Origin of the sequence: Duganella aquatilis (assembly GCF_009674565.1) — a bacterium.
GTDB classification, from domain to species: Bacteria; Pseudomonadota; Gammaproteobacteria; order Burkholderiales; family Burkholderiaceae_D; genus Rugamonas; species Rugamonas aquatilis.
The window spans coordinates 52,444-65,852 of record NZ_WKJL01000002.1 but is presented as its reverse complement, the minus strand read 5'-3'; the positions used below and the strand labels follow the sequence as shown (position 1 = coordinate 65,852).

The following is a 13,409-nucleotide window of genomic DNA, read 5'->3' as shown; positions in this document are numbered from 1 at the left end:
CATAACGCCTCAGCACCGCTGCGATATATGCGGTATGCGGTACGGTTTATATGGCTGCGCTTACTTCTGCGTCAGCGCCTTGGCCGCCGCCGACACCTGCTCGCGCAGCCATTTGTGTTCCGGCGCCTGGTGCACGCGCTCGTGCCACAGCTGGTAGAAGCGCATCGGCGGGAACTTGACCGGCACCGTGTAGCGCTTCAGCGACATCTGCTTTTCGTAGTAGTGCACGAACTGGCTGCCGGTGGTCAGCACCAGGTCGGTCTGCGCCAGCATGCTGGGGATCAGGCCGAAGTAGGCCGATTCCACCACCACGTTGCGCTGCAGGCCCTGGCGCTCCAGGTAGTCGTCGATGACGCCCATGTAGCCGGGCAGGATCTGCGTCGGCGCCACGTGCGGCAGCGTGAGGTAGTCGTCCATCGTCATCTTGTCGCTGTCGGTGCGCAGCGCATACGGGCAGTCGGCGCGCATGACGCAGATAATCGGGTCTTCGAACAGCTTGGACATGTGCAGATGCTCGGGCGGCTCGTCCCAGTTGGCGATGACCAGGTCCATGTCGCCATCCGACAGCAGGCGCACGTAGTCGACGCCCGCACCCAGGCTGTGGATCTTGATGCGGCTGTTGGGCGAGCCACGGCGCAGCAGCGCCACCAGGTTGGGCAGGAACTGGCTGTCCAGATAGTCCGGCGCGGCGACGTGGAAGGTGCGCGCTTCTTCCTGTGGCACGAAAGGTGCCTTCTTCAGGAACAGGTTCTCGGTTTCGTCCAGAATGCGCTTTGCTGGTGCAAGCAGGCTCTCGCCGTGCTGGGTCGGCACCATGCCGCGCGCGCCGCGCACCAAAAGCGGATCGCCGGTCAGCTCGCGCAGCTTGCGCAGCGAGGCGGAGATGGAGGGCTGCGGCTGATTCAGTTTCAGGGCGACGCGGGAGACGTTCTTCTCGACCAGCAGCAGGTACAGGATGCGGATCAGGTGAAGGTCCAGGTGTTGCGGCAAAGCGGACATGGGCAGGGTGTTTATGAAGCGGTTTATACGGGATTGGATATGTCTAATATACTCTAATGTTCATGTAGCAGGAATCAAATCCGTTTATCTTCTGTAAATTAGCCACATCTATAACCTGACCACATACATGGAATATCTGATCCCGTACGGCCTTGAGTGGCTCAATCTCATTGTTCGCTGGCTGCACATCATTACGGGCATCGCCTGGATTGGCGCTTCCTTCTATTTTGTGTGGCTGGACAATTCGATTCGTCCGCCGGCGCCGGGATCGGACCTGGCGAAGAAGGGCGTGTCGGGCGAGCTGTGGGCGGTGCACGGCGGTGGCTTCTACAATCCGCAAAAATACCTGGTGGCGCCGGCCGAGCTGCCGAAGGACCTGCACTGGTTTAAATGGGAAGCGTATTCCACCTGGCTGTCCGGCATCGCGCTGCTGACCATCGCCTACTACTTCAACGCGCAGGCGATGATGATCGATAAGTCGGTGGCGGACATCAGCAGCCTGCAGGCGGTCGGCATCGGCATCGGCACGCTGGTGATTGGCTGGACGGTGTACGACCTGCTGTGCCGTTCGCCGCTGGGCAAGCATGACCTGTGGTTCGGCGTGGTGGTGTTTGCGCTGATCGTCGGCGCGGCGTATGGGCTGACGCATGTGCTGAGCGGCCGCGCGGCCTACATCCACGTCGGTGCGCTGATCGGCACCATCATGGTCGGCAATGTGCTGATGCTGATTATTCCGGGCCAGCGCAAGATGGTCGATGCGATGTCGCAGGGCCGCCTGCCCGATCCTGTCCATGGACAGAAGGCCAAGCAGCGCAGCGTCCACAATAACTACTTCACGTTGCCGGTGCTGTTCATCATGATCAGCAACCACTATGCGATGACGTACCGGAACGACCGCGCGTGGCTGGTGCTGGCGTTTATCATGGCGGCCGGCGTGTTCATTCGCCACTTCTTCAACCTGCGCCACAAAGGCCGCGTGGAGTGGCGCTATCCGGCCATCGGCGTGGCGCTGCTGGCCGGCGTGGCGGTGGCGATCGCGCCGCCCAAGCCTGTGGCGTCGGCGCCGGCGGCCGATCCGGCGGCGGCATTCGCCAAGGTTCAGGGCGTGATCGCGCAGCGCTGCGTGTCGTGCCACTCGGCGCATCCGACGCAGGCCGGCTTCGCGGCGGCGCCGCTGGGCGTGACGTTCGACAGCGCGGACCAGATCCACCAGAACGCGGAAAAAATCTACAAACAGGTAGTGCAGACCAAGGCGATGCCGCTGGCTAACCTGACCAATATGACCGACGCGGAACGGGCGCAGATCGCGGCCTGGTACGAGTCCGGCGCACAATGAAGGAATGAGTAATGACCAAGCAAAAACTGGCCGAATGGATCGACGCACACTTCGACGAGGAGGTCGGCGTGCTGCAACAGCTGCTGCGCGTGCCGACCGATACGCCGCCGGGCAATAACGCGCCGCACGCGGACATGGTGGCCGATCTGGTCAAGGCTTACGGCTGGACCGCCGAAAAGCACGCCGTGCCGCAGCAGGAAGTGCGCGACTACGGCATGGAGAGCATCACCAACCTGATCGTGCGCCGCCCGTATGCGGACGGCGGCCCGACCATTGCGCTGAATGCGCATGGCGACGTGGTGCCGCCAGGTGACAACTGGACCTATCCACCGTATGGCGGTGTGGTCGACAAGGGCTATATCTATGGCCGCGCGGCGGCGGTGTCCAAGTGCGACTTCGCCACCTACATCTTTGCCACGCGCGCGCTGGAGGCGCTGGGCGTGCCGCTGAAGGGTGGGCTGGAACTGCACTTCACCTATGACGAGGAGTTCGGCGGTCTGCTGGGGCCAGGCTGGCTGCTGGAGCAGAAGCTGACCAAGCCGGATTACGTGATCGCGGCGGGCTTCAGCTACAACATCGTCACCGCGCACAACGCCTGCCTGCAACTGGAGGTGACGGTGCACGGCAAGTCCGGCCACGGCGCGATGCCTGAGACGGGCCACGACGCCTTGCAGGCGGCCACGCGCATCCTGAATGCCATCTACGGCGAGCTGCCGGAACTGAAGAAGATCAAGTCGAAGATCGCCGGCATCGATTCGCCGACCATGCTGGTGGGCCGCATCGACGGCGGCACCAACACCAACGTGGTGCCGGGCAAGGTGACGCTGAAGATGGACCGCCGCATGATCCCGGAAGAAGATCCGGTGGCGGTGGAGGCGCACGTGCGCGCGCTGATCGAAGCGGCGGTGCAGGGCGTGCCCGGCATCACGCTGGAGATCAAGCGCCTGCTGCTGTCGCACGCGCTGCGCGAGCGGCCGGGCACGGAGAAGCTGGTGGCCAGCATCCAGCAGAACGCCGAAACCTTCATCGGCGAGAAGATCCCGGCGCAAGGCACGCCGTTGTACGCCGATGCGCGCCTGTACGGCGAACATGGCATCCCGGCGGTGCTGTACGGCGCCGGCCCGCGCACGGTGCCGGAATCGAACGCCAAGAAGGCCGATGAACGCCTCAACCTCGAAGACCTGCGCAAGGCGACCAAGGTGGTAGCATCCACCTTATTCGATTTCCTTGGAGCGTAAGATGTTTTCGAAAAAACTGATGGCCGGCTGGGGCGATATGGACTTCAACAGCCATATGCGCAACACGGCTTTCCTCGACAAGTCCGGCGATGTGCGCATGCTGTTCCTGTCGGAGCATGGCTTCCCGATGCGCGAGTTCATGCGGCTGAAGATCGGCCCGGTGGTGATGAAGGATGAAATCGCGTACTTCAAGGAAGTGCTGCTGCTGGAAGAGATCACCGTGACGCTGGAACTGGCGGGCCTGGCCGAAGACGGCAGCCGCTGGATACTGCGCTCGGACATCATCCGCCCGGACGGCAAGCTGGCGGCGCGCGTCAACAGCACCGGCGGCTGGCTGGATCTGTCGGCGCGCAAGCTGATCGCACCGCCGCCGGACTTGATGGCGACCTGGCAGGCGCTGGTCAAGACCGACGACTATCAGGACCTGGCGTCCAGCATCAAGGACAAATAAGCTTATTTGACGCCGAAGTATTTGCGGTGCAGTTCCGCGTTCAGGCCCTGCGTTTGCAGGCGCCTGGCGGCGGGGTTGAGGGCGCCGGCCAGCGCACTGTGGTCCCGGCCCAGGTAGATGTAGAGATTCAGTTCCTCCACCGGCTTGCCGATGCGGCCCTGCGACAGCATGGCCGTGGAGACGGCGCTCAGGCTGCCGTCGTCGTAGACGCAGGCGTGATCGCGCCGGTTAATCACCATGTTCAGGCAGGCCGGCACGTTCTGCACGTCGTGCGGCTGCACGCGCGGCTTGAGCGCATCGAGCTTGAGCTGGTAGGTCAGGATGCCGCGCTTGTAGCTGACAGTGCGCGCACCGGCGGCCAGCGCCTCCCAGCTATCGATCACCGGCTGCCCGGCCGGCGTGAAGATATATGTGCGTGTCTGCACAAACGGCTCGTCCAGCCGCAGGTACTGTGGATGCTTGCGGCCATATTCCTTGACCCGACCTATTTCACCAGCGAGGCTGCCGTCGGCCAGCATCGCTTCGCTGCGCCTGCCCGGCAGGCTTTGCAGCTGGCAGCGCTGGCGGATCTCGCCGCACAGGCGTTGCAGGTAGTCGCGCGCGTACTGGTAGACGATGGAGTCGGGTTCGTGGGTGGTGCCGAAGATAAGCGTGTCCGGGCCTTGCGCCGCGGCGGGCGCGGATGCGGAGAGGGAAAAGGCGGCTGCCAGCAGCACGGACCAACAGCGGGACATGGACTGTTTCTCGGTATTGTTATTGGATTGGTACGCTATGATAGCTGATACTGCTTTGTCGTATGATATGGTCATTATTGACCGAACGGCCACCCTGTGCATCGATACGATTTAATCAGTTGCCACGACTGCGGCGTGCTGCACCAGCGCCGCCCGGTACGCCCGCGCGAGAAGGCGCGCTGCGTGCGTTGCCACTCGGTCCTGTATCGCGGCATCCATTCCAACGCCAACCGCATGGCGGCGATCACGCTGGGCGCGGTGTTCACTTTTCTGATCGCGCAGTTCTTCCCGATCGTGCAGCTGGATGTCGGCGGCTACAGCACCAGCGCCACGCTGCTGGGCGCCATCCGCGTGCTGTGGACGGAGCAGATGCAGGCGGTGGCGGTGGTGGTGTTCCTGTTCACGATCCTGCTGCCGGCGGTGGAACTGGGTTCCCTGTTGTATGTGACGCTGTCGCTGCGTGCCGGACGCAGGCCTTCGGGCTTCGACCACCTGCTGCGCGCGGTGGGCCTGGCGCGGCGCTGGGGCATGACGGAGGTGCTGATGATCGGCATCCTGATCACCATCGTCAAGATGACCAGCCTGGCCGAGGTGATCGTGCAGCCGGGCGTGTTCGCGTTCGGCGTGCTGACCATGATGCTGGCCATCGTGGTGTCGTTCGATCCGAAGATTTTATGGAATATCGGCGAGCACCTGCCGGGGCCGCGCCGGGTGGCGCAGAAGACGTTTTCGTACACGGCGCTGGCCAAGGCGCCGCTGCTGGCGTGCCACAGCTGCGGTCTGGTGGAGTCGGTGAAGTACACGTTGCGGCACCAGTACTGCGCGCGTTGCGGCGCGCGGCTGTACCGGCGGCATCCGGACAGCGTGGGCCGCACCTGGGCCTTCCTGCTGGCGGCGGCCATCCTGTACATCCCCGCCAACCTGCTGCCGGTGATGTACACGCATTCGCTGTTCGGCCAGGAGGACGACACCATCATCAGCGGCGTGGTGTATTTCTGGACCAGCGGCTCGCCGGCGCTGGCGGTGATCATTTTCATTGCCAGCATCGTGGTGCCGGTGCTGAAGCTGGTGGCGCTGACGCTGCTGGCGTGGACCGCGCAGCGGCGCTCGCGCTGGCAGCCCTTGCAGCGCACGAAGTTGTACCGCATCGTGGAGTTTGTCGGCCGCTGGTCGATGCTCGATATTTTTGTCATTACGCTGACGGTGGCGCTGGTGCGCTTCCAGACGCTGGCGGTGATTACGGCCGGTCCCGGCGCGCTGGCGTTTTGCGCGGTGGTGGTGCTGACCATGATCGCGTCCATGCAGTTCGATCCCCGCCTGATCTGGGATCCTATCGATACACACGGAGAGAAGCATGTCTGAGAACGAGAACGGCAATCCGCCGTTGCCAGAACCGGAAGTGGAGAAGCCCAGCCGCATGCCGTCGCTGGTGTGGCTGATCCCCTTGCTGGCGGCGCTGATCGGCCTGACGCTGGTGGTCAAGATGGTGCTGGACCAGGGGCCGACGGTGACGGTGAGCTTCCGCAGCGCCGACGGTCTGGAGCCGGGCAAGACCAAGGTCAAATACAAGGATGTGGACATCGGCCTGGTGAAGACGATCACGCTGGGCAGCGATCTGTCCAAGGTGCTGGTGACCATCGACATGACCAAGGAGGCCAAGCGCTTCACGGCGAATGACACGCGCTTCTGGGTGGTGCGGCCGCGCATCGGCGCCAGCGGCGTGACGGGCCTGAACACCTTGCTGTCCGGTTCCTACATCGGCGTCGACGCCGGCAAGTCGGAGGAGACCACGCACGAATTCGTCGGGCTGGAGAAGCCGCCGCAGGTGACGCGCGACGAGAAGGGCACGTCCTACATGCTGCATGGCGAGTCGCTGGGCTCCATTGATGTCGGTTCGCCGATTTTCTACCGCCGCATCCAGGTGGGGCAGGTGACCGGCTTCGATCTGGAAGAGAAGGGGCGCGGCGTGAAGATGTCGGTGTTTATCAGCGCGCCTTACGATCAGTATGTCGGCAAGAATTCGCGCTGGTGGCATGCCAGCGGCGTCGACGTGCGGCTCGATTCGTCCGGCTTCAAGGTCAACACGCAGTCGCTGGCGGCGCTGCTGGTGGGCGGCATCGCATTTGAATCGGTCAGCGGGCAGAAACCATCGGCGGCGGCGCCGGCCGGCAGCGACTTTGCGCTGGCGGCGGATCAGGCCAGCGCGCTGCGCGAACCGGATGGCGTGGCGGTGACCACGGTGCTGTACTTCGACCAGTCGCTGCGCGGCCTGTCGGCCGGTGCGCCGGTGGACTTCCGCGGCATTGTCATGGGCGAGGTGCGTTCGGTGGGCGTGGAGTTCGATCCGGTGAAGAAGACCTTCCGCATGCCCGTGACGGTGGATATGTATCCGGCGCGCCTGGGCCGCAACTTTGCCAGGACGGTGGCCGAGGATCAGCAGCGCAACGCCGGCACGCAGGTGCTGGAGCGCCTGGTGGCGCGCGGCCTGCGCGGCCAGCTGCGCACGGGGAATCTGCTGACCGGCCAGCTGTATGTGGCGCTGGACTTCTTCCCGAATGCGCCGGCGGCCAAAATCGACACCACGCAGGAACTGGTGGAAGTGCCGACCGTGCCTAACAGCCTGGATGAACTGCAGACGCAGATTTCCAGCATCGCGCGCAAGCTGGACAAGGTGCCGTTCGAGGACATTGGCAAGAACCTGCGCGATACGCTGAAGAGCGCCGATGTGCTGATGAAGCGTCTGGACGGCCAGGTGGTGCCGGAGATGAAGGACACGCTGGCGGCGGCGCGCAAGACCTTTGCCGAAGCGGACCAGCTGCTGCAGAAGGATTCGCCGGTGCAGTCCGACCTGCGCGAGGCCTTGCAGCAGGTAACGCAGACGCTGCAATCGCTGAATGCGCTGACGGATTATCTGGAGCGGCATCCGGAGTCGCTGATACGCGGTAAGGTGGACAAAAAAGGAGATCCGAAATGATGCGTGCATTTGCCATGGCGATGGTGTTGCCGGTGCTGGTGCTGGCCGGCTGCGCCACGCCGCCGCCCGAGCACTTCTACAGTCTGAGTAACGGTATGGGCGTGCCGGCCGCACCGGCGGTGCGCGCCGCCTACTACATCGAGCTGCCGGCGGTGACGGTGCCGCAGCAGCTGACGCGCGCGCAGATGCTGGTGACCACCGGCGAGGGCCGCATGGATCTGCTGGAGCTGGAGCGCTGGTCGTCGCTGCCGGCGGCGGAGATCGGGCAGGCCCTGTCGCTGGCGATTTCCGGCGAGCTGGGAACCATCGACGCGTTTCGCACGCCGGTGCCGGAGAAGGCGCCGGTGTACCGCATCAGCACCAGCGTGCAGCGCTTTGAATCGGCGCCGGGCAAGTATGCGCTGATCGACGCGGTGTGGAGCGTGCGGCTGGTCGGCAGCACGCAGGTGCTGACCTGCCGCAGCGTGGCGCAGGAAACCGTGGGCGCCGGCTACGACGAGCTGGTGGCTGGCCATCGCCGCGCGGTGGCGCGCGTAGGCGCCGACATGTCAAAGGCGGTGCGCGCGCTGGCTGCCGGCGGCACGCCGACCTGCTAGGGATTGATGCACAGCGTCGTCTCAAAGTGCGCCAGCAGCGCCTGAACTTTCGGCGCGTGCTGGCGGCTGCGCTGCCATAGCAGGTGCAGCGGCAGTCCCTGTGTCGTCAGCTGCGGCAGGATGTTGATGAGTTTTCCCTCGCGGATTTTCTGGTCCACCAGCCAGGTGGGGAACTGCGCCAGGCCCAGTCCCGCCTCCACGGCGGCCACCTGCGATTCGGCCTGGCCGAACACCATGCGGCCGTTGATGTGCTGGCGCGCCAGCGGCGCCGCGCCGTCCTGGATGCGCCACGGTTGCGTGCTGCCGTCGGCGCGGCCGTACAGGATGGCGTCGTAGGCCGGCAGGTCGGATGCGCGTTGCGGCGCACCGTGCGCCGCGATGAAGGCCGGCGCCGCGCAAAAAATCAGTTCCTCATTCCCCAGGTGGCGATAGCCCACGGCGGCCGGCCAGGCTTCGTCGCCGCCGATGCGCACCACCACGTCCATGCCGTCTTCGACCACGTCGACAAACCTGTCGGTATAGGAGATGTGCGGTGTCACCTGCGGATGCTGCGCGGCGAAGGCCAGCAGCGGCGCCAGCACCTTCATGCGGCCGAAGGTGGCCGGCAGATCGATGCGCAGGCGGCCGGAGGGCGTGGCCTCTTCGGCGGACAGCGCGCGTTCCGCCACTTCCAGTTCGTCGAGGATGCGCGTGCAGACCTGGTAGAACGCCGCGCCGGCGTCGGTCATTTCCAGCTTGCGCGTGCTGCGTTCGAACAGCTGCTTTTGCAGGCGTTCTTCCAGGCGCGCGACGGCCTTGCCGACGGCGGAGTTGGTCAGGTTCAGCCGCGCGGCGGCGGCGGTGAAGCTGCCGGCGTCGGCGACGGCGACGAAGGTTTCCAGGCCTTTCAGGCGTTCGTTGGCACTCATGGAATTTAATTCTATAAAGAGGTGGAATTTATATCCAACACGGGAATTTAAGTCCTGACTATCATGCGGGCTGTTTTTTACCGGGTCAAGCTGCATGTTTACTTCTGTTTTGTTGGCCGTCGCCGCGTTTGTGATCGTGACGACCGAGTTTTTGATTGTCGGCCTGCTGCCGGCGCTGGCGCGTGACCTGGGCATTGCGGTCGCCACGGCGGGGCAACTGGTGACGCTGTTCGCGGTGGTGGTGATGGTGTGCGGACCGTTCCTGACGGCGTGGCTGGCCAATGTGGAGCGCAAACGCTTGTTCATCGCGATCCTGCTGCTGTTCGCGGCGGCGAATGCGCTGGCGGCGGTGGCGTCGAATATCTGGGTGCTGGCGGTGGCGCGCTTGCTGCCGGCGCTGGCGTTGCCGGTGTTCTGGGGCACGGCCAGCGAAACGGCCGCGCAGATTGCCGGACCGGGGCAGGGCGGCCGCGCGGTATCGCGCGTGTATCTCGGGATTTCGGGCGCGATGTTGTTCGGTATTCCGCTTGGCACGCTGGCGTCGGATGCTGTCGGCTGGCGCGGCGCCTTTGCGCTGCTGGCGGCGCTGTCGCTGCTGATCGCGGTGCTGATCTGGACGCGCATGCCGACGGTGCGCGCCAGCCATCCGGTGCGCATGGCGGACCAGCTGAAGATACTCAAAAGCCCGTTCTTCCTGGCGAACGTCGCCCTGTCGGTGCTGGTGTTTACCGCCATGTTCACCGGCTACACGTATCTGGCGGAGATGCTGGAAAAGTCGGCGCACATCGCCCCGGCGCTGGTGGGCTGGTGGCTGATGGGCTTTGGCGCGGTGGGCCTGGTCGGCAACTGGCTCGGCGGACGCTGGGGCGACCGCAAGCCGCTGGCCACCACGGCGGCGTTCAGCGTGATGCTGGCGCTGGGCATGGCGGCAAGCATGGCGTTTGCCGGCGCGTCGCTGGCGTTCGTGATTGCGCTGGCGGTGTGGGGCGTGGCGAATACGGCGCTGTATCCGGTGTGCCAGATCCGCGTGATGAAGGCGGCATCGCAGGCGCAGGCGCTGGCCGGCACCATCAACGTCTCGGCCGCCAACGGCGGCATCGCGCTGGGCGCGGTGATCGGCGGCGTCAGCATCTCGGCCTGGGGTGCGGGCACGATCGGCTATGTGTCCGCCGCCATCGCGCTGCTGGCGGCGCTGGCCGCGGCGCTTATCCGGCAGCCTGCATCGCCGCAGTAATCTGCGCGCGCAGCCAGGTGTTGGCGGGATCGTTGTCGACGTTGGCGTGCCAGTAGAGGTAGACGTCGAGCGACGGCATGGTCAGCGGCAGCGGCAGGATCTGGTTGTTGAACTGCTGGTTGACGATGCGCGCCAGGCGGTCCGGCATGGTCAGCGCCAGGTCGGTCTGGCTGACCACGCGGCAGGCGGCAAAGTAGTGCTGGCAGCGCAGGCGGATGCGGCGTTGCAGGCCTTGCCGGCTGAGTTCCACATCTTCCAGGCCGGGGCCGCGCCGGCGCGAACTGGTCTGGATGTGTTCCAGCGCCAGGTAGGTCTCCAGGCTCAGCGCCTTTTTCTTCACCAGCGGATGGCCGCGCCGCACCAGCACCACGGTCTGGTCGCCGGCCAGCTGCGCGCGGCGGATGTCGTTCGGCAGCGGCAGCAGCACGTCGATGGCGGCGTCCAGCGTGCCGGCCGCCAGTTCGCTTTCCAGTTCGCGCCGGCTGACCTGCAGGGTGTTCAGCGTGGCCGATGGCGCCTGCTGCGCGATGCCGGCCATCAGCGGCGGCAGCACGCTGGCCTCCAGCACGTCGCGCACGGCCAGCGAAAAACTGCGCTCGCTGCTGGCGGCGTCGAAGCGCGCGGCGCCGGTCAGCGTCACTTCAAAACTACGCAGCGCGCGCCGCACCGGGTCGATGATGGAGCGCGCCAGCGGCGTTGGCGTCATCACGTGGCCCTGGCGTTCGAACAGCGGGTCGTCGAACAGCTGGCGCAGGCGGTTCAGCGCGTGGCTGATGGCCGGCTGCGTCAGGTTCATCTTCAGGCTGGCGCGCGTGATGCTGCCTTCCGTATAGATGGCTTCGAGCACGATGAACAGGTTCAGGTCGACTTTGGATATATGCATGAGATTAATTCGATTCAATTAATTCTATTCATTTGATGAATTATAGGCCGCCCGGTAAGCTACAGGTCTCGAAGGAGGCGATATGGGACAAATTTTTCTGGTGCGGCATGGGCAGGCATCGTTCGGCAAGGCCAATTACGACCAGCTGTCCGAGCTGGGCTACGAGCAGGCGCGCCTGCTGGGGCAGTGGTACGCCAACACCCATCAGTCCTTCAACAAGGTGATCACCGGCGGCATGGCGCGCCACCGGCAGACGGCCGACACCTGCCTGGCGGAGCTGCCGAAAAAGCAGTTGCTCGAAGCCGAGTGGCTCACCGACGAGGATTTCGCCGAGTTCAATCACCACGAGGTGCTGCTGCGCCATTGCCCGGAGGTGGCCGACGCGATGGCGTTCAAGGCGCTGCTGGCCAGCCATGTCGATCCGCCGCGCGCGCTGGAGCAGCTGTTCCGCGCCGCCATGCAGCGCTGGATGAGCGGCTGGCACGACGGCGACTACAGCGAAACCTGGCCGGACTTCCGCCGCCGCTGCGTGCGCGCGCTGGAACGGCTGGATACCGACAGCAGCAAGCAGACCACCATCGTGTTCACCTCCGGCGGCGTAATCTCGGCGCTGATGCAGCACCTGCTGGGCCTGCAGGATTTCCAGGTGATGGAGCTGAACTGGACGCTGGCCAACGGCGCCGTCACCAAGCTGCTGCAGCGGCCCGGCCAGTTCACCTTGAGCTACCTGAATAACTACGCGCACCTGGAATGGCTCGGCCAGCCGGGCGCCATCACCTACCGATAAAGGGAGACAACATGGATTTCGATTACAGCCCGAAAGTAAAGCAGCTCCAGGCCAGGCTGACAGCCTTCATGGACGAGCACATCTACCCGAACGAAGCGGCCTTCCACGCCGAGATCGACGCCAACCGCGCCGCCGGCAACGCCTGGGTGCCGACGCAGATCATGGAGCAGCTGAAGCTGAAGGCGCGCGCCGCCGGGCTGTGGAACCTGTTCCTGCCCGACTCGGACCAGGGCGCCGGTCTGACCAACCTGGAATACGCGCCGCTGTGCGAAATCATGGGCCGCGTGCACTGGGCGCCGGAAGTGTTCAACTGCTCGGCGCCGGACACCGGCAATATGGAAGTGCTGGCGCGCTATGGCACGCCGGAACAGCAGAAGCAGTGGCTGGCGCCGCTGCTCGATGGCCGCATCCGCTCGTGCTTCGGCATGACCGAGCCGGCGGTGGCGTCGTCGGATGCGACCAACATCGCCAGCTCCATCGTGCGCGACGGCGACGAGTATGTGATCAACGGCCGCAAGTGGTGGTCGTCCGGCGCCAACGATCCGCGCTGCGCGGTGTTCATCTTCATGGGCAAGAGCGATCCGGACAACGCCAGCCGCCACAAGCAGCAGTCGATGATCCTGGTGCCGCGCGATACGCCGGGCGTCAACATCCTGCGCCACCTGCCGGTGTTCGGCTTCGACGACGCGCCGCACGGCCACGCCGAAATCGTGTTCGACAACGTGCGCGTGCCGGCCGGGAATCTGCTGCTGGGCGAGGGGCGCGGTTTCGAAATTGCCCAGGGCCGGCTGGGACCGGGCCGCATCCACCACTGCATGCGCCTGATCGGCCTGGCCGAACGCGCGCTGGAACAGATGTGCCAGCGCAGCCTGTCGCGCGTTGCATTCGGCAAGCCGGTGGCGGAGCAGGGCGTGACGCTGGAGCGCATCGCCGAGTCGCGCATCCTGATCGACCAGGCGCGCCTGCTGGTGCTCAACGCCGCCTACATGATGGACACCGTGGGCAACAAGGTGGCCGCCAAGGAAATCGCCATGATCAAGGTGGCGGCGCCGAACATGGCCTGCCAGGTGATCGACTGGGCAATCCAGATCCAGGGCGGCGGCGGCATGGCCGACCCCTTCCTGGCCCATGCCTACGCCAGCGCCCGCTCGCTGCGGCTGGCCGACGGTCCGGACGAGGTGCACCGCTCGCAGATCGGCAAGATGGAACTGGCGCGCTATAAATAGTTATCGTGAAAGCAAGGTAATCGTTTTCCGTCGAACTGTTGCG

Annotated in this window: 13 protein-coding genes; 9 read left to right on the top strand and 4 right to left on the bottom strand. The window is 65.0% G+C overall.

Translation table 11 applies throughout. The annotated features are described in order from the left end of the window. Positions 1-60 precede the first annotated feature (60 nt). Complete coding sequence (locus tag GJ698_RS04670; RefSeq protein ID WP_154356451.1) at positions 61-999, bottom strand: LysR family transcriptional regulator; 939 nt, start codon at positions 997-999, stop codon at positions 61-63. 127 nt (positions 1,000-1,126) lie between these two features. On the opposite strand from GJ698_RS04670, the gene GJ698_RS04665 reads away from it, so the two are divergent. From GJ698_RS04665 to GJ698_RS04655, 3 genes are read left to right on the top strand one after another with little or no spacing between them, the layout of a single operon-like run. Continuing rightward, positions 1,127-2,335 (top strand): urate hydroxylase PuuD, encoded by a 1,209-nt coding sequence (locus tag GJ698_RS04665; protein WP_154356450.1) that lies wholly within the window; start codon positions 1,127-1,129, stop codon positions 2,333-2,335. An 11-nt stretch (positions 2,336-2,346) separates the two neighbouring features. Next, the gene (locus GJ698_RS04660; RefSeq protein WP_154356449.1) at positions 2,347-3,573 is read left to right on the top strand and encodes a M20/M25/M40 family metallo-hydrolase; all 1,227 of its coding nucleotides are present in this window, start codon (positions 2,347-2,349) and stop codon (positions 3,571-3,573) included. A 1-nt stretch (position 3,574) separates the two neighbouring features. Next, positions 3,575-4,024, top strand: a complete 450-nt coding sequence (locus GJ698_RS04655; protein ID WP_154356448.1) for a thioesterase family protein — start codon at positions 3,575-3,577, stop codon at positions 4,022-4,024. 2 nt (positions 4,025-4,026) lie between these two features. Here the strand turns inward: GJ698_RS04655 and GJ698_RS04650 are convergent, their stop codons facing one another. Next, positions 4,027-4,758 carry a substrate-binding periplasmic protein gene (locus tag GJ698_RS04650; RefSeq protein ID WP_166454804.1) on the bottom strand — a complete coding sequence of 244 codons (732 nt, stop codon included), beginning with the start codon at positions 4,756-4,758 and terminating at the stop codon, positions 4,027-4,029. 96 nt (positions 4,759-4,854) lie between these two features. Between GJ698_RS04650 and GJ698_RS04645 the strand changes: the two genes are divergently transcribed. From GJ698_RS04645 to GJ698_RS04635, 3 genes are read left to right on the top strand one after another with little or no spacing between them, the layout of a single operon-like run. Further along, complete coding sequence (locus GJ698_RS04645; protein ID WP_371865130.1) at positions 4,855-6,120, top strand: paraquat-inducible protein A; 1,266 nt, start codon at positions 4,855-4,857, stop codon at positions 6,118-6,120. Beyond that, a complete protein-coding gene (locus GJ698_RS04640) occupies positions 6,113-7,732 on the top strand; it encodes a PqiB family protein (protein WP_154356446.1) in 1,620 nt (539 codons plus the stop codon). Before GJ698_RS04645 ends, GJ698_RS04640 begins: the two co-directional genes overlap by 8 nt. Further along, complete coding sequence (locus tag GJ698_RS04635; RefSeq protein ID WP_154356445.1) at positions 7,729-8,328, top strand: PqiC family protein; 600 nt, start codon at positions 7,729-7,731, stop codon at positions 8,326-8,328. Before GJ698_RS04640 ends, GJ698_RS04635 begins: the two co-directional genes overlap by 4 nt. On the opposite strand, the gene GJ698_RS04630 is transcribed toward GJ698_RS04635, so the two are convergent. Continuing rightward, the gene (locus tag GJ698_RS04630; protein WP_154356444.1) at positions 8,325-9,236 is read right to left on the bottom strand and encodes a LysR family transcriptional regulator; all 912 of its coding nucleotides are present in this window, start codon (positions 9,234-9,236) and stop codon (positions 8,325-8,327) included. The genes GJ698_RS04635 and GJ698_RS04630 overlap by 4 nt on opposite strands. A 94-nt stretch (positions 9,237-9,330) precedes the next feature. Here GJ698_RS04630 and GJ698_RS04625 point away from each other — a divergent pair, with 94 nt between their 5' ends. Then, the gene (locus GJ698_RS04625; RefSeq protein WP_154356443.1) at positions 9,331-10,470 is read left to right on the top strand and encodes an MFS transporter; all 1,140 of its coding nucleotides are present in this window, start codon (positions 9,331-9,333) and stop codon (positions 10,468-10,470) included. Here the strand turns inward: GJ698_RS04625 and GJ698_RS04620 are convergent. Then, the gene (locus tag GJ698_RS04620) at positions 10,442-11,353 is read right to left on the bottom strand and encodes a LysR family transcriptional regulator (RefSeq protein WP_154356442.1); all 912 of its coding nucleotides are present in this window, start codon (positions 11,351-11,353) and stop codon (positions 10,442-10,444) included. The two genes, GJ698_RS04625 and GJ698_RS04620, sit on opposite strands and share 29 nt — an antisense overlap. Before the next feature lie 82 nt (positions 11,354-11,435). On the opposite strand from GJ698_RS04620, the gene GJ698_RS04615 reads away from it, so the two are divergent. Continuing rightward, entirely contained in the window at positions 11,436-12,140 is a 705-nt protein-coding gene (locus GJ698_RS04615) for a histidine phosphatase family protein (protein WP_154356441.1), read from the top strand. A gap of 11 nt (positions 12,141-12,151) precedes the next feature. Then, the gene (locus GJ698_RS04610; RefSeq protein ID WP_154356440.1) at positions 12,152-13,366 is read left to right on the top strand and encodes an acyl-CoA dehydrogenase family protein; all 1,215 of its coding nucleotides are present in this window, start codon (positions 12,152-12,154) and stop codon (positions 13,364-13,366) included. Positions 13,367-13,409: the final 43 nt, after the last annotated feature.